Origin of the sequence: Achromobacter sp. HZ34 (genome assembly GCF_002209485.1) — a bacterium.
Taxonomy (GTDB): domain Bacteria; phylum Pseudomonadota; class Gammaproteobacteria; order Burkholderiales; family Burkholderiaceae_B; genus Bordetella_C.
The window spans coordinates 423,516-439,291 of the sequence record NZ_NJIX01000001.1; the positions used below are offsets into that span (position 1 = coordinate 423,516).

The window sequence follows — 15,776 nt, forward strand, 5'->3', positions numbered from 1 at the left end:
GGATTACTCCTGTAGTTGAGCGTGTGCTTGCACTTGCTCTGTCTGTTGTCCGCGGTCCTCGGCTATGTGCTTCGGGGATGCGGCGAAGGCCGGTCGCAGTACCCGGGCGGCGGCCTGCCGGATGCCGCACAGGCGATCTTCATTGTCGCGCCAGGCCAGTTCGGCCTGCGCTTGCGTCACCACGGTGAAGCGCAAGGCATCGCCCGGCATGGCCTGTGCCAGCAGCGGCAGGTCGGCACTGGCGACGTAGGCGATCTTGGGATAGCCGCCGGCGCTCTGGCGGTCAGCCATCAGGACGATGGGCTGGCCGTCGGGCGGCACCTGGATGGTGCCGAAGGCGGTGGCTTCGGAGATCAATTCCAGCGGGGCCTGCAGTTCCAGCGCTGCGCCCTGCAGACGCGCGCCCATGCGGTCGGACTGCTGGGTGACCGTATAGGAAAGAGTGGCCAGCCGTTCGTGGGCGGCGTTTTTGAAGGCGGCCCAATGGGGGCCGGGGATGACACGGATGGCCGGTATCGCGCGGCTGGCGTCGGCATCGGCGTCCGCGCTGGCGCTGGCGTCGCTGCCCGCGCTGGCGTTGTCGTTTTCGCTTGGCGCGTCCTGGCCGCGCTCGCGGCCAGGCGCGGCCACATCCACATGCTCCGCGCTGAGGACGGGCATCCCGCTCTGTACCATCAGCTTCTCGATGGGCAGGACAGGCTGGTCGCGCGCCGCGCGCCCGACCAGCACGCGATCGCCGCGCTTCAATGCCCGGCCTTCATGGCCGCCGAAACCCGCGCGTATATTGGTGCTGCGGCTGCCCAGCACCGGCTCGGGCGCGAAGCCGCCGCGCACGGCCAGGTAAAGCCGCACGCCTTGCAGGCGCTCACCCACATCCAGCACGGTGCCCCGGCGCAGCAGCACCGCGGTGTCTTGCGGCACAGGCTGGCCGTTGGCGGTGATGCGCATGCGGGCACCGCACAGCGCCACCAGCGTGTTTTCCGCGAAGGCCACGCGCGGCCCGGTCAGGGTGCATTCGAGTACGGCCGCGTCTTCATCGTTGCCCACCAGGGCATTGGCCAGGCGATGCGACCATTCATCCATCGGGCCGTTCACGGACACGCCATATTGCTGATGGCCGAAGCGGCCGGTGTCCTGCAGCGTGCTGAGCATGCCGGGGCGTTCGACGGTCATCACGTTCATGGCCGCGGCTCCAGCAAGTCGCGGAACTCATCCGGCGAAATCGGCTTGAAGCGCAGCTGGTCGCCCAGGCGCAGGCGGGTGGGCGGCTGCTGGTCCACGCGAAACAGATTCCAGGGCGTGCGGGCGATGACGTTCCAGCCGCCCGGCGACGCGCTTTGGTAGATGGAGGAAATGCCGTTGGCGATGGCCACCGATCCCGCTTCCACCCGGGTGCGCGGCGACGCGCGCCGCTTCACGTTCAGGCGAGGATCGAGCGGGCCGGCGAAGGGATTGCCCGGCGAGAAAAAGAATGCGTAGAGCGTCAAGGGCGCACCGCTATGCAGGGCGATCACTTCTTCCGGTTCCAGGCCGCATCGCCGCGCCACGTCCTCCAGATCCGGGCCATAGTCGCCGCCATAACAGGCGGGGATTTCGATCGTACGGCCAGCGTCGGCCAGCGCTGGCAGATCCTGGCGCAGCAAGGCTTCGATCCGGCGCGTCATATGGACGCTGGGCAGGTCGCCGTCGCGTGGGCAACGCGATGGCTGGTAGTGCACGGCGACGGTGGTGAAGGCCGGCACCACTTCGACGATGGGCCCGTCGGCGTCGATATGGGCATTGATGAGTGCCGTCACCGCATGCACCGTGCGGTTGGTGGCCAAGTCCACGGTATCGCCCAGGCGTATCAGCAGGCAGCGGTCGCCCACCGCTTCGATGCGCGCGTGGGCCAGGCTGGCGCCGCGTTCCGCGACGGATGGGGCGCCGGGGTCCAGCGTGGCGGCATTATCGACATCAACCTCGGCAGGGTGGTTCAAGATACGGCTCGTTCAGCGGGTCAGCTTGGCGCAGGCGGCGACGATCCGTTCGCAAGCGAGCTGCAGGCGCTCGTCGGCGATGCAGAAGGTCAGGCGCAGATACGGCGCCAGGCCGAAAGCGCTGCCGGGTACCACCGCCACGCCGGCTTCCTCGATCAGGTAGCGGGCCAGGTCGGCGTCGGTGGCGATGGTTTCGCCCTTGGGGGTGCGCATGCCGATGGCCTGCCGGCAGTCCGCGAACAAATAGAAAGCGGCGGGCGGACGGCGCACGGTCAGCACGGGCGCGGCCTTGTGCAGGATGCCCAGCGCCATGTCGCGGCGCGTGCGCAGGCGCTCGCGCCAGCCATCCAGGAACGCGTGCGACCCGTTGAGCGCGGCCACGGCGGCGGCCTGGCTGACCGAACTGGGGTTGCTGGTGCTTTGCGACTGCAGCAGGTTCATGGCCTTGATCAGCCAGGCGGGGCCGCCGGCGTAGCCCAGGCGCCAGCCCGTCATGGCGTGCGACTTGGACACGCCGTTGATGGTCAGCGTGCGGGCGTGCATGTCGGGCGCGGCCTCGGCGAAGGACACGAACTCACCTTCGTAGACCAGCTTTTCGTAGATATCGTCCGACATCACCAGCAGGCGCGGGTGCTTGCGGATCACGGCGGCGAGGGCGGCGAATTCTTCCCGCGAGTACAGGGCGCCCGACGGGTTGCACGGCGCGTTGAGGATCAGCCAGCGGGTGTTCGGCGTCAGGTGCTGTTCCAGCAGGGCGGGCGTCAGCTTGAAATCGTTGCCCGCGTCCGGGGTGATGACCACGGCCGTGCCGCCGGCGAGGCGCGCCATTTCCGTATAGGACACCCAGTAGGGCGCCACCACGATGGCTTCGTCGCCGGGATTCAGCGTGGCAAGCAGGGCGTTGAAGAGGATCTGCTTGGCGCCGGTGGCGGCGATGATCTCCGCCGGCGTATAGGTCAGGTGGTTGTCGCGCGCGAACTTGGCGGCCACCGCCGCTTTCAGGGCGGGGGTGCCGCCGACGTCGGTATAGCGGGTCTGGCCCTCGGCGATGCCCTGGATCGCGGCCTCGCGCACGTGTTCAGGCGTGTCGAAATCCAGTTCGCCCTCGCTCAGGCTGATGACGGACCGGCCTTCGGCGCCCAGGCGGCGGGCCAGTTCGCTGATGGCACCCGTCGCGGACGGGCGGGCGGCCGCGACGCGGTCGGACAGGCGTGTGTCGAGCGTAGGGACGGCGGATTCGGCTGGGGACATGGCTTCGATTCTGGGCGTTGGCTCTGGGTTCTGGCCTGGGGTCGCGGCGCTGGAGGACCTTGGGTATGGACGCATTCTGGCCCTGGTCCGGATTTGAGTACATTAGGTATACCACTTATATACAATGTATGGACCAGAGCGCGAGGATGCGCCTGTTCGAGTGATAAGTGGCCCTCGGGGATGCCCTGATGAGCACTGAACAGGCCGTGACCTGTGCCACACTCGCTATCTTTGGCCTATCTCACAAACAGAATTCAATGAATCCGGGACAAGAGGAATTGGCGGAAAGCCAGGATCTGGACGTCAACACCAGAGGGTTGGCGAACCACGCCTATGACGCCTTGGTGGACCTGATCCTTTCGCGCGAGCTGAAGCAGGGCGAGCAGGTCCAGGAACGGGCGCTGGCAGCGCGGCTGGGGGTGTCGCGCACGCCCCTGCGGGAAGCCATGCACAGGCTGGAAGGCGAGCAGATGCTGGAACGCAAGTCCAACAATCGGCTGTTCGTGCGCCAGGTCACCCTGCAGGACTTGATGGAGACCTTGCACATCCGCCGCCTGCTGGAGGGGGATGCGGCGGGGCGTGCGGCCGGCAAGGTGCCGCCGGAGGTGCTGGCGGACCTGCGCGAGCGCGTCCAGGCCCTGATGGAAGAAGGGCAGCCGGGCGATCCTTTGCATCAGCAACTGGACGCCGAGCTGCATGGGCTGATCTCCGAATACTGCGGCAACGAGCTGATGGCCGGCATGATCGCCAAGCTGCGCCAGAAAACCCGCATGTTCTCGCTCAAGCGGCTGGAGAATCGCATGGTGCCGGTCTGTGGCGAGCACCTGGCGATGCTCGATGCGCTGGCGCGCGGCGACGGCCAGGCGGCGGCGTCCGAGACCATGCGCCATATCGAGAACATCCGGCAATCGATCATCGACAAGTTGTCCGGAACGTATTGACCTCCAGCCGCGCGATCAGCCGGCCCAGTTCTTCGTGGTCGGTGGCATCCAGCGCGGGGCCGGGCTTGCGGACATAGGCGCTGCGGATGGCGCCGCGGCGGCGCAGCGTTTCCTTGCGCAGGGCCAGGCCCAGGCCGCCATTGCCCACCATGATGCTGATGCGGCGGCGGCCGTCGGTTTCGCTTTGCTTGCGGATCTGGCTGAGCTTGCGCATCCCGGGGAAGTCTTCGTGCTTGAGCATGACGATCTGCGGGTAGGCATCGACCAGGCGATGGATCACGGCCACGGAGGTATGCACGCCGGTGGATTGGGGGAAGTCTTGCAGGCAGATGGGCGTAGCGTCGCCCAGCAGTTCGGCGACGTTGGCGTAGTAGTTATGGACCTGCTCGTCGGTCTTCAGGTTGGGGGCGGGCGCCACCATGACGCCGGCGGCGCCCAGGCCCATGGCTTCCCGGGACAGGCGTTGCAGATGCTGGTTCGAAGGGCTGCTCACGCCCACCACGACCGGGACACGGCTGTCCACGCGTTGCAGGATGCGCCGCATCACGGTTGTCGTTTCGGCTTCGGTCAGCTTGCTGGCCTCGCCCATTCGGGCAGGCCTGCCTGCCGGTTGCCAAGGATTTCCTGCGATTCCAGGAACGGACGTTCGACACGCTGCTCAGGTTGGTCAACAACGAATTCGGTTCGATCACCTTGGCATGCGTTCCCACCGCCGCGACCCATCTGATCCCCGAGGTCCTGCCCCAGTTCATCGACATTTATCCCGGCGTCGACCTGAGGTTGCTGGACGATAATTCGCGCAGTATCGAACGGATGGTCCTGGCGGAGGAGGCGGACTTCGGCATTTGCAGCCACTTCGTCGAGGACGGCAGATTGACTGCCGATCTGATCATGGAAGATGAATACGGCCTGGTGGTGAATGCCACCCACCCGCTTGCGCGGCGGCGCAGCCTGCGTTGGAACGAGGTGATGACGCTGCCGCTGCTTGGGTCCGCGGCGCATCAGCAGTTGGCGTATTACGCCGACGCCCCGTCGCTGCCGACACCGCATGTGTTCATCTCGAACATGATCAGCCTGCTGTCCTTGCTGGAGCGTGGCATGGGCGCGGCGGTCTTGGCCAGGCTGGCGATTCCACCGCATTACGAAGGCCAGCTCCGTTTCGTGCCTATCGTGGCGCCGAGGATCCAACGCAAGCTGGTGCTTTTGAAGCTGGCGAAACGATCCTTATCGGTGCCGGCGCGACACCTTGTCGACCTGATCAGGGCGCGCGCCAACAGCTTGCGTTCCAAGTGAATTCATTCGGGCTGGATATTGTTGGCCTTGATCAGCCGTTGCCACTTTGCCGCGTCGGCAGCCGCGATGCCGGCCATCTCCTTGCCGTTATTGGCCTGGGGCTCGACACCCAGTTCGCGCAGCTTGGCATCGATCTGGGGGTCGGCCAGGGTTTCCCGTAGCGCCCGGTTCAACTCGGCGATTTTCTCCGGGGATACTTTCGCGGAAACATAGACGGCGCTCCAGTTGTTCACGTCCAGGCCCGGGATACCCTGTTCCGCGAACGTGGGGATATTGGGGAAAATCGTGCTGCGCCGGCCCGCTGCCACGGCCAGTCCTTTGAGCGTGCCCGAACGGACTTGGGCCGCTATGCCTGGAATGTCCGCCAGAAATGCGTCCACGTGGCCGCCCATCAAATCGGATATCGCCGGCGCCGCGCCTTTCTCGGGCACGTGCAGGAACGAGACCTTGGTGGCCTCCGTCAGCAGGGCAATGGCCATATGGGGCATGCTGCCGATGCCGGAGGAGGCGAAGTTCACCTGGGTTTTTTTCGCGTTCTCAATGAAGCTCTTGGCATCGCTTGCCTGGTTCTTCGGATTGACGACCAGCATTTCGGGCGTGTTCACCACCAGTGACACCGGCGCGAAATCCTTCACGTCATAGGCGAGTTTGGGATACAGGGAGGGATTGATGGTGATGGCGCCCGACGTCGTCAGCCATAATGTCTTGCCGTCGGCTGGCTGCTGCAAGACATGCTGCGCGGCGATCGCGCCGTTACCGCCGGGCCGGTTCTCGACCACAACGTTGTCATGGAGCGCTTTACCGAGCCGTTCGCTGATGACGCGCGCCATGATGTCGGACGGGCCGCCTGGCGGGAATGCCACGACGAGACGAATATAGCTGCCCTGTGCGAGGGCCACGGCGGGCAAGGCCAGGCCCAAGGTAATCAGCAGGGGGGCGATGGCTTTCTTAGAGAGTATGCCTGTGGCGGTTTTCATTGTTGTCTCCTGGTTTTATTTTGCGTTGTGCGTTGTGCGTTGTGCGTTTTGCGTGTTGCGATGGCCTTGCCGTCAGTCGATGCGAAAGCGCGCGAGCAAGTCCGGATCGGGGTCGCGGCCCAGCCCGGGGCCGTCGGGTAAGGCGATTTCGCCATGCCTGGCAAGAACGGCGTCGCCCAGGGGGTGATCGGCGATGGTGCAATAGCAATATTCCAGCGCGATGTCCTCGGGCAGGGCCGCCAGGATCTGCATGGTGGCCAGCAAACCCGGTCCCACATAAGGTGAATGCGGCGCCAGGTTGACGTTACGCGCGCGCGCCAGCGCCGCGATGCGCATCACTTCCGAAATGCCGCCGACCTTGGTCACGCTGGGCTGGGCGTAGTCCACTGCCTGCGCATCGAACATCGCCTTGAACTCCAGGTAGGTGCCGGTATTCTCGCCGGCGGCGATCGGTAATCCGCCCGCTTTTCGTACTTGTGCCAGGTTCGCATAGTCCTCTGGCGGATAGACAGGTTCTTCGAACCAGTGCAGCGAGTAGGGCGCAAGGCGGTGGGCCATGGCCGTGGCTTCCTCGGCGGACCAGGGACAATTCGTATCCACGGTCAGGAGCACGTCGGGCCCTATGGCTTCGCGCGCGCGCCGAACCGGCTCTTCTTCGATTTCATGGAGCTTGATCATGCGATATCCCTCGGCTACCGCAAGCGCGGCATTGCGGGCAACCAGATCGGGATTGGTATAGCGCAACAGGCTGGCGTAGGCCTTCAATCGATTGCGCTGCTTGCCGCCGAGCAGATCCGCGATGGATTTTCCCGCTGCCTTTCCGGCCAGGTCCCAGAGGGCGATATCCAGGCCGGAGAGGGCATACATGACGGGACCGGAGCGGCCCAACAGGTGAAACTTGCGCATCAGGTCGGTCATCAGCGCTGGAATGTCTGATTCGTCCCGTCCTGTCGCGATGGGCGCGACGATCCGCTCGATAGCGGCAAGGGTCGCTGGCCACACGGCGAAGCCGAACGCTTCTCCCCAGCCCACCAAGCCCTGATCGGTTTCAACGCGGATCAGGAGCATCTCCATCTCCCGAGGTTTCCCCGCAAGCATGGGCTTGGGCCCGCCCATCTCGAAGGGCATGGAAAGCGGGATTGCGGATATGGAGCGTATGGTCATAATCGGCGGATGAGGTTCAGATCACCCAAAGTCTAGATTTCCGACCAAGATAAGGAAAATTTATTGTTTTTATTGATGCATTTGTTGGATAAATGGCCCGTTGATCGAGGAGAAACGGGAGTCGAGCGTGTTCCCACTGACATTTGAAGGAGTAAGAATGCTTCGAGGAAGCTGCCTATGCCAGGGCGTGGCGTTCGAAATTGCAGGGGCCGTGACGGATCTGTTGTACTGTCACTGCGCCATGTGCCGCAAGGCGCACGGATCGGCCTTCCGGGCGCGCGGACGTGTCAATGCGGCGGAATTCCGCTGGACCCGGGGGGAAGACCTGGTCCGCTTCTATGAATCATCACCTGGGCAGCACCGCGGCTTCTGCTCTGTTTGTGGCTCCAACTTGTTGACCAAGTTCGACGCCGATTCAACATCGCTCGGCCTGGCCTTGGGTGCGCTCGACGACGACCCCGTGGCACGCCCGCAGCGGCATGTCCACGTTGAGTCCAAGGCCCCATGGCATCAAATCACGGATGATCTGCCGCAGCTTGGCACGAGCTAGGCGTATTCGGCTTGCCTGAGTCCCAAGGTATCGGTATCTTCTTTGCATGAGTGAACCGACGCCCCTCCCAGAGCCTTCAGCACCCGCCCCATTGTCCGGCCAGGAACCGCTGTTCATCGTCTTCAATGGCGGTTCCGGTAATGACGATTCCTCCCGCACCTTGCAGAAAATCCAGGAGCTGCTGGACGGTGCCGGCCGGACGTTTACGGTGCTGGCGGTCGAGGACCCATCGACCTTGCCGCAAGTGGCCGAGCGCGCAGTCAAGTTGGCCAGCGACGCGGGCGGGGTGGTGGTCGCCGCCGGCGGCGATGGCACATTGAATGCCGTGGCCGCGGCGGTGCTGCCCAGTGGCCTGCCATTCGGCATCCTGCCGCGCGGTACCTTCAATTATTTTGGCCGCACCTACGGTATCTCCCGCGAAACGGAGGAATCCGTCGCCAGCCTGCTGGACGCGCGCATCGAGCCGGTGCAGGTCGGCTTGCTGGACGGCCGCCCCTTTCTCGTCAACGCCAGCCTGGGACTCTATCCCCAACTGCTCGAAGACCGCGAAGCATACAAACAGAAACTGGGACGCCGGCGCTGGGTGGCGCTGATTTCGGCTGTCGCGACGCTGATGCGTGCCCCCGCGCAACTGAACCTTGAATTGTCATCGCACGGCCAGCGGCAACTGCTGCGCACGCCAACGCTGGTGGTCGGCAATAACGCACTTCAATTGGAACAACTGGGCCTGCCCGACGTCGCGCATCTGGACGAGAACCGTCTGGTCGCCATGGCCGCGAAGCCGGTGGGAACGCTGGCGCTTTACTGGTTGATGGTCATGGGCGCGCTGAGCCGCCTGGGCGAGGCCGCCAATGTCATCAGCTTCGGCTTCGATACCTTGACTGTTCGCGTGCGCGGCGGCCGGCGCCGCATCAAGGTGGCAATGGACGGCGAGATATCCTGGACGCGCGCGCCCCTGGTGTTTGCGGTATCGCCACGGCGCCTGCAATTACTGGTGCCGCGCGACAACAGCAAGCTGGATCGCGCATGACCCGCGTGCTGCATATTTCCGATACGCATTTCGGCACCGAGCAAGCGCCTGTCGTCCAGGCGCTGCTGGACCTGGCACCGCGCCTGGCGCCCGACCTCGTGGTGTTGTCCGGCGACATCACGCAGCGTGCCAGGGCGCGCCAGTTCGCCGCCGCGCGCCAATTCGTGGCGGATCTCGGTTTTCCGGTACTGGCGATACCCGGCAATCACGACATCCCGCTATTCAATATCGCCGCGCGCATGTTCAATCCTTATGGCGGCTACAAGCGTGCGATGGGCGTGACCCTGGAGCCCGTGTTCAGCAGCGACGGCTTATTGGTGGTCGGCGTCAACACCACGCGTCCTTCCCGTCACAAGAATGGCGTAGTGTCGCGCGCCCAGGTCGAACGGGTAGGCGCCCGGCTGCGGCAGGCGCGCCCCGGCCAGCTGCGCGTGGTCGTGGTGCATCAACCCCTGCGCGCCATCGTCGAGGAAGACGTGTCCAATCTGTTGATCGGGCGGCAGTTGGCGATACCCGCGTGGGTGGAGGCGGGCGCGGACCTGGTGCTGGGCGGGCATATTCATCTTCCCTATGTCGTCCCCTTGGGCGAAACTGCGGGCCGCCAGGCCTGGGTGGTCCAGGCAGGCACCGCCACTTCGCATCGCGTACGCGGAGGCATCCCCAATTCCGTGAACGTGATCGAACATCACGCCGCCCCGACGGCCGGCGATGTGGCCAGCTGCGTGGTGGAGCGCTGGGATTTCGATGCCAGCCTGGGCGCTTTCGCTGCCGTGGACCGCAAGACCCTGCTTCTCGCGCGCGCCGGTTAGTGTTGCGGCATGCCCAGGAGTTGCGATCCGCCGCTCCTGTGCTGCCCATGCGACAGCCGTCTCGCCATTCCCCCGCTCCCGGCCCACCTGGGTTATAAAGCCCCTAAATAGTTTCAAAATGTATAGGCGGAGCGACAGTTTCCGCTACACAAGGGGTGGGCGTCCTCGGTCGTCCGCATTACGCAGCATGAAACGTAACGTCTTCTTCCAGTTGCTGGCGCGATTGCGCGTCGGCCGCAAGCTGTTGCTGATTTACCTGCTGGATCTGAGCGCCGTGGTGTTCATCAGCGGGATCCTCATCCATGAAAAGTATCTGTCCATTGACTTTTCCGATAAGGAAATCCTCGGCAACGCTTATATAACGACCGTCCGCGACGCCCTGGTGGATGTCTCGCTGGCGGCCGCTGGCAAGGACATGCCGGCAGACCACTGGGCAAGGGCGTCCGACGCCCTGCGCGAGTCCGAGTCGCGCTACGGCGCCAAGATGCAGAGCGGCGCCGTGAACGTGCATCTCATCGTTGCCCTGCAGCGCCTGGCGCACGCAACCGAGCCCACGCCCGCCCAGGTCGACGAGGCGCTGGACGCCAGCCGTGCGCTGATTACCCGCGTCGGCAACCAGTCCAACCTGATCCTGGATCCGGACCTGGACAGCTATTACGCCATGTCCTTGTCCATCCTGCGCTATCCCGCGTTACTGGACTCGGTACATGGCATCGGGAATCTGCTGCGCGGCGTCGATGCCGCGCCACGCTCGAAAAATGAGATGCGAGCACGCTATCTCGTTCTGGAAGGGCAGATGGACGCCGTGTTGCAAGGCATGCGCTCCGATTTTTCCGAAGCGCGCGCCGCCAACGCCGCCTTGGGAGAATCCCTGCAGGAAGGCGTCGAAGCGTTCCTGCAGTCGGTCGAACGTTACCGGGATGCCGCGCACGGCGTGCTGGATGGTGAAGGCGGGGCCGGCAGCGGCGCGCTGGCAGCCGTCGATGCGACGCAGCAGGATCTGGTGCTGGCCGTGCGCAACGTCTGGTCGACCACGGACGTAGCGCTGGACAAGCTGCTGCATGTGCGCGTGAGCGGCCTGTACTCGCGCATGTGGCTGCATCTGGGTACGGCCTTGTTCCTGCTGTTTTGCATCCTTTTCATGGTCTATTTCGTCGCGCAGCAGATCTCGCGGCCGCTGCGCCATCTGGCGCAGGTGATGGACAAGGTCCGCCGTACCGGCGATCACAGCCAGCGCGCCAGTTGGGACAGCCAGGACGAGATCGGACAGCTGGTGCATGGCTTCAACGAGATGCTGGAGCAACTGGACCATGAACGCGACAAGCAGAAAGAGCTGGCCGCGCGCGCCCGTGCCGCCGCGGCGCAGCAGTCGCTGGTCGAAGCCACGCCGGTGCCCATGATGGTCACCGCCGTCCCGGGCCACGAGGTGCTGCATGCCAACCAGCCGGCCCTGGCCTGGCTGGGCGGGCGTAACACGGACCCCTGGATCTCCGGCCTGGATTCTTCGGTGCGCGCGCGCTTCTTCCAGCAGTTGTCGGATCACGACGCGGTGGATGAGTTCGAGGTGCTCTGGAAGGCGGGTGGCGAGCCGACCTGGGCCATGCTGTCCGCCCGCCGCCTGGACTTCCAGGGCCGCGACGCCATTCTGACGGCGTTCACACCCATCAACCAGATCAAGCTGATGGAGCAAAGGCTGGAGCTGTGGGCCAAGGTGTTCGAGGCTTCCTCCGAAGCCATCCTGATACTCGACCAGGAATGCCGGCTCCTGAGCGCCAACGCGGCCTTCTACCGGGCCACCGGCTACGCCCCCGGGGACGCGGCCGGCCAGCCGCCGTCGTTCATCACCATGGATGCCGGCGCGAATACGCAGCTGTCCTCGATGGCGGCCATCACCGCGCACGTCGAGCGCCGCGGTACATGGAGCGGAGAAGGATCGGTGCGGCGCCGCCGTGGCGGCGAGTTTCCTGCCTGGTTGATGGTCAACGCGGTGCGCAACAAGCAGGGCAATGTTTCCCACTTCATCTGCACGGTCATCGATATCACGGACCGCAAGAAGAGCGAGGCACGCATACGCTTCCTGGCCGAACATGACGTCCTGACCGAGCTGCCCAATCGCGCGCTGTTCACCAAGCAGTTGCACACCGCGCTGAGTACAGGACCACAGGTGGCGAAGCGCTGCGCTGTACTCTTCATCGACCTGGATCGCTTCAAGGACATCAACGATTCCTTGGGCCATCATGTGGGCGACGGCTTGCTCAAGTCGATCTCGCGGCGCCTGCTTCAAGCCGTGCGCGGGGACGATACCGTCAGCCGACTGGGTGGCGATGAGTTCACCATCATCCTTACGGACGTAAGCGGCCGGGCCGACGTCGAACATCTGATCGCGGAACGGCTGCTGCCGCTGGTGCGACAGCCGCACGAGATTGCCGGCGTGACCTTGCAAGTGTCGTGCAGCGTGGGCGTCGCGATGTACCCGGAGGATGGGGCGGACATCGATACGCTGATGCAGAACGCCGATGCGGCGATGTACCAGGCCAAGGCTGCCGGTCGCAATCTGGTCAGGTTCTTTTCGCTGGAAATGGCGGAGCGCGCGCGCCAGCGGCTGGCGATCGAGGCAGGGCTGCGGGAAGCCATCGAGCGCAATGAGCTGTCGCTGGTTTTCCAGCCCTGCATCGATGCGCTGACGGGCCGGCTGGTGTCGACCGAGGCCTTGCTGCGTTGGACCAGCCCGCTGCTGGGCAAGGTGGAGCCGTCGCGCTTCATCCCCATCGCGGAAGAAACGCGGCAGATCATCCCCATCGGCGCCTGGGTCATCGAACAGGCATGCGGGCAGCTGAATGCGTGGCGGCGTGAAGGCCTGGTGGGCTTGCACATGTCGATCAATCTGTCCGCGATACAACTGCGCGAACCGGATTTGATCGATACCTTGAAGGTGAGCTTGGCCAGGCATGGGATTGCGCCTGAAGCGCTGGAGCTGGAAATCACCGAGACTGTCCTGATGGGGGATGTCGAGGATTATCTGGAGCGGATCCGGGCGATACGCGCCTTGGGCGTCAAACTTTCGCTGGATGATTTCGGGACGGGGTATTCGAGCCTCAGCTACCTGAACCGGTTTCCGCTGGACCGCCTGAAGATCGATCGCGCATTTGTGCGTGACATGATCGATGCGCCGGCTGACCTGGCCGTGGTCAAGGCCATCGTCGAGTTGGGGCATGAACTGGGATTGCGGGTGGTGGCAGAGGGCGTGGAGATCGAGCCCGAGGCGCAGCTTCTGAGAGAGATAGGCTGCGATGAGCTGCAGGGTTATCTGTATGGAGAACCGATGCCCGGGGCGCGGCTGCAGGAATGGGCACGCGGCCGCGCCTTGGCCGATGCCGCGTAGGCGCGGGTTTGGGGGTGCTGGGTCAAGCCAGCCGCCAGCCAAACCAGGGCTAAGCCGGGGCTAAGCCGGGGCTAAACCAGCGCCAAACCAGGGCTAAACCGCGCGCGAAACCGCAGGCTAAACCACGGGCGGCCGGGCCTGCCCTCAGCGTACGGCTAAGGGAAGCTGGTCGAGGAGGGGACGCGCCAGGTGCAGCACTTCATACGTCACCGCGTCCTTGGCGGCGCGTTCGTTGGCTTCGCGCACGACGACGCGGGTGATACGCCAGGCAGCGGTGTCCACGCCCACGGTGGCGGCGATGACGCCGTTCTCGGCCGCCACGGCCCGGTTGCGCGCGACTTCCAGGGCGTAGGCCGCGCCCAGGTCCTGGTCAAGCGGGATGTCCACTTCCTCTTTTTGCACATAGCGCGCTTGCTGGCCGGTGCCGCGCCGCGCGTCCAGGACGATGCGGGTGTCGATGTTGGCGCGGCCGAAGCTGTCGGTGACGGTCTTGTAGCGATTCTCCAGCAGGAAATCGCGCAGGCCCTGGTCGTCCTGCCACAGATATAGCGAGGAGTAGCTGTGGCTGATGGCGCCCAGTTGGCCTGCCTCGCGCAGCAGGAAACCCTTGAAGTACAGCCTTGGCGTGGCGTCCCACAATGTGCCGCGCTCCGCGGCCCGGCGGCGGATGATGCCCAGGTCGTAGTCGGCGGGCAGGCGGTGGGTGTAGTGAGCGATAAGCATGGTCGAACTCCAGGAAATGGGATTTGTCCTGTGCCTGAATGGGACGCTGCCCACTTGTGAAGAGAAAACGGGAGGGCACAGAACACGGTTGCCACAGGTATGGACGACAGCGTATCGCCAGGACTATGATTTAAAAATACGATCTACACGTATTTCAATGATTTAAAAATTAAATCATTGGGAGCGAGGCGCGGCCTCTGCTGGAGATGAACGATGAAAACCCTGGATATCGAAGCCGTCCGAGCGTTCGTCCTGACCGCCGACATGAAAAGCTTCACCCGCGCCGCGGAGGTGATGGACACGACCCAGTCCACCATCAGCCTGAAGATCCGTCGCCTGGAATCCATGCTGGGTCGCCGCCTGCTGGACCGCACGCCGCGCCTGGTGCGGCTGTCGGCCGACGGCGGGGCATTCCTGCCGGCGGCGCGCACCCTGGTAGCGGCGCACCAGGGCGCGTTCAATGCTTTCTCGGATGCCCAGCCGCGCCGTCTGGTGGTGGGCGTGAGCCACCATGTGGTCGGCGCTGAATTGCCTCGCATGCTGCAAGGGCTGAACCGCGCCGATCCCACGCTGATCCTGGAAATGCGCATCGCGTCATCGCGCGACGTGCTGGATGAATTTGACGCGGGCCGCCTCGATGCCGGCGTAGTACTACGCCACGACAGCCGACGCCTGGATGGTGAGTTGCTGCTGGAGGAGGGCTTCGGCTGGATGGGCGCGCCGGATTTCGAATGGACACCTGGCCAGCCGCTGCGGCTGGCGACCCAGGCCGAACCTTGCAGCGTGCGCGCGATGGCACTGGACGCGCTGGCGCAGGCCGCAGTGCCCTGGATGGAAGTGTTCGTCGGCGGCGGTGTTTCGACCATCGGGGCCGCGGTGTCCGCGGGGCTTGCGGTGGCCGCCCTGGGCCGCCGAGTGGCGCCAGCAGGGACGATGGATCTGGGGCCACGCCTGGGGCTGCCCCCGCTACCGACGCGTGATGTAGTCCTGCACACCGGCCCGACGGACGCCCAGGCCCGCGGCGCACTACGCGCGCTGGGCGCGGCGATCCGTGCTACGGCGGTAGGGGGATAAGAGCCAGCCTTCGATTCAAGCAGCCAACAGATAACGCTGCAGCAGATCGCCGAAGCGGTCATAAGCCGCATTGGCACCGGCCAGCACGGCGTCGTGTTCCTCGGCGGAGATGGCGTCGCTGTCCAGGGCGGCCACGAAGCGGCGCCACACGAGGGCGCGGCCTTCAGGATACGCGGCAAGATTGCGCGCTCCGAAATTGGCGTCCAGGCCCAGGGTCTGTTGCACCTGCTTGAGCAGGAAGGCGGCGCCCAACGTCGAGCCTTCCGACACATACAGCCAGCCCAGTGCTTGTGGCATGGCGACGCGGCCGGTGGCCAGGGGCTCCTGCGGAATGTCCTTGTCCAGGTCTTGCATGTCCGCAACGGCGGCTTCGACGCGCCCACGCACGGCCAGGTCGGGAACGGCTGCCTGGATGCGGGCATCGTCGAACAGGTGCTCGACATCGCGCTGGAAGATGTACTGCGCGGCGACGAAACCGGCATAGCGCTCACGTGACTCGAAGGGCTTGCCTTGCTCCATCAGGGCGTGCATGCGTTCGTGCTGGTCGTTGGTCCCGTGCTTGAGCCGGAACGAAAGCGTGGCGGGCAGGTCGAGGACGGTGTTCAT

Annotated in this window: 15 protein-coding genes; 7 read left to right on the plus strand and 8 right to left on the minus strand. The window is 64.8% G+C overall.

Translation table 11 applies throughout. The features are described 5' to 3' along the window. Positions 1-3: 3 nt before the first annotated feature. The 3 genes from CEY05_RS01770 to CEY05_RS01780 are packed head-to-tail and all read right to left on the minus strand — an operon-like array spanning position 4 to position 3,227. Positions 4-1,182 carry a biotin-dependent carboxyltransferase family protein gene (locus tag CEY05_RS01770; protein WP_088595674.1) on the minus strand — a complete coding sequence of 393 codons (1,179 nt, stop codon included), beginning with the start codon at positions 1,180-1,182 and terminating at the stop codon, positions 4-6. Next, a complete protein-coding gene (gene pxpB / locus CEY05_RS01775) occupies positions 1,179-1,976 on the minus strand; it encodes a 5-oxoprolinase subunit PxpB (RefSeq protein ID WP_233161307.1) in 798 nt (265 codons plus the stop codon). The genes CEY05_RS01770 and pxpB overlap by 4 nt, the downstream gene beginning before the upstream one ends. A gap of 12 nt (positions 1,977-1,988) precedes the next feature. Then, the gene (locus CEY05_RS01780) at positions 1,989-3,227 is read right to left on the minus strand and encodes a pyridoxal phosphate-dependent aminotransferase (RefSeq protein ID WP_088595675.1); all 1,239 of its coding nucleotides are present in this window, start codon (positions 3,225-3,227) and stop codon (positions 1,989-1,991) included. A gap of 257 nt (positions 3,228-3,484) precedes the next feature. Between CEY05_RS01780 and CEY05_RS01785 the strand changes: the two genes are divergently transcribed. Then, positions 3,485-4,168 carry a GntR family transcriptional regulator gene (locus CEY05_RS01785; protein WP_088595676.1) on the plus strand — a complete coding sequence of 228 codons (684 nt, stop codon included), beginning with the start codon at positions 3,485-3,487 and terminating at the stop codon, positions 4,166-4,168. Here the strand turns inward: CEY05_RS01785 and CEY05_RS01790 are convergent. Continuing rightward, the gene (locus CEY05_RS01790) at positions 4,140-4,757 is read right to left on the minus strand and encodes a dihydrodipicolinate synthase family protein (protein WP_088595677.1); all 618 of its coding nucleotides are present in this window, start codon (positions 4,755-4,757) and stop codon (positions 4,140-4,142) included. The genes CEY05_RS01785 and CEY05_RS01790 overlap by 29 nt on opposite strands. A gap of 74 nt (positions 4,758-4,831) precedes the next feature. Between CEY05_RS01790 and CEY05_RS01795 the strand changes: the two genes are divergently transcribed. Continuing rightward, entirely contained in the window at positions 4,832-5,461 is a 630-nt protein-coding gene (locus tag CEY05_RS01795; protein ID WP_158219232.1) for a LysR substrate-binding domain-containing protein, read from the plus strand. 2 nt (positions 5,462-5,463) lie between these two features. On the opposite strand, the gene CEY05_RS01800 is transcribed toward CEY05_RS01795, so the two are convergent. Further along, complete coding sequence (locus CEY05_RS01800) at positions 5,464-6,438, minus strand: tripartite tricarboxylate transporter substrate binding protein (RefSeq protein ID WP_088595679.1); 975 nt, start codon at positions 6,436-6,438, stop codon at positions 5,464-5,466. Between the two features lie 72 nt (positions 6,439-6,510). After that, on the minus strand, positions 6,511-7,602 hold the full coding sequence (locus CEY05_RS01805) for a mandelate racemase/muconate lactonizing enzyme family protein (RefSeq protein ID WP_088595680.1): 1,092 nt from the start codon (positions 7,600-7,602) through the stop codon (positions 6,511-6,513). A 157-nt stretch (positions 7,603-7,759) separates the two neighbouring features. Between CEY05_RS01805 and CEY05_RS01810 the strand changes: the two genes are divergently transcribed. The 4 genes from CEY05_RS01810 to CEY05_RS01825 all read left to right on the plus strand — a co-directional run bounded on the left by CEY05_RS01810 (position 7,760) and on the right by CEY05_RS01825 (position 13,373). After that, positions 7,760-8,152 (plus strand): GFA family protein, encoded by a 393-nt coding sequence (locus CEY05_RS01810; RefSeq protein ID WP_088595681.1) that lies wholly within the window; start codon positions 7,760-7,762, stop codon positions 8,150-8,152. A 46-nt stretch (positions 8,153-8,198) separates the two neighbouring features. Beyond that, a complete protein-coding gene (locus tag CEY05_RS01815) occupies positions 8,199-9,182 on the plus strand; it encodes a diacylglycerol kinase family protein (protein ID WP_088595682.1) in 984 nt (327 codons plus the stop codon). Further along, the gene (locus CEY05_RS01820) at positions 9,179-9,991 is read left to right on the plus strand and encodes a metallophosphoesterase (RefSeq protein WP_088595683.1); all 813 of its coding nucleotides are present in this window, start codon (positions 9,179-9,181) and stop codon (positions 9,989-9,991) included. The genes CEY05_RS01815 and CEY05_RS01820 overlap by 4 nt, the downstream gene beginning before the upstream one ends. 187 nt (positions 9,992-10,178) lie before the next feature. Then, positions 10,179-13,373 (plus strand): EAL domain-containing protein, encoded by a 3,195-nt coding sequence (locus CEY05_RS01825; RefSeq protein ID WP_088595684.1) that lies wholly within the window; start codon positions 10,179-10,181, stop codon positions 13,371-13,373. A gap of 144 nt (positions 13,374-13,517) precedes the next feature. On the opposite strand, the gene CEY05_RS01830 is transcribed toward CEY05_RS01825, so the two are convergent. Next, positions 13,518-14,096 (minus strand): DUF4865 family protein, encoded by a 579-nt coding sequence (locus tag CEY05_RS01830; RefSeq protein ID WP_088595685.1) that lies wholly within the window; start codon positions 14,094-14,096, stop codon positions 13,518-13,520. Positions 14,097-14,309: 213 nt separating this feature from the next. Between CEY05_RS01830 and CEY05_RS01835 the strand changes: the two genes are divergently transcribed. Then, the gene (locus CEY05_RS01835; RefSeq protein ID WP_088595686.1) at positions 14,310-15,170 is read left to right on the plus strand and encodes a LysR family transcriptional regulator; all 861 of its coding nucleotides are present in this window, start codon (positions 14,310-14,312) and stop codon (positions 15,168-15,170) included. Positions 15,171-15,185: 15 nt separating this feature from the next. On the opposite strand, the gene CEY05_RS01840 is transcribed toward CEY05_RS01835, so the two are convergent. Continuing rightward, positions 15,186-15,776, minus strand: coding sequence for a biliverdin-producing heme oxygenase (locus CEY05_RS01840; RefSeq protein ID WP_088595687.1), 591 nt, complete (start codon positions 15,774-15,776; stop codon positions 15,186-15,188).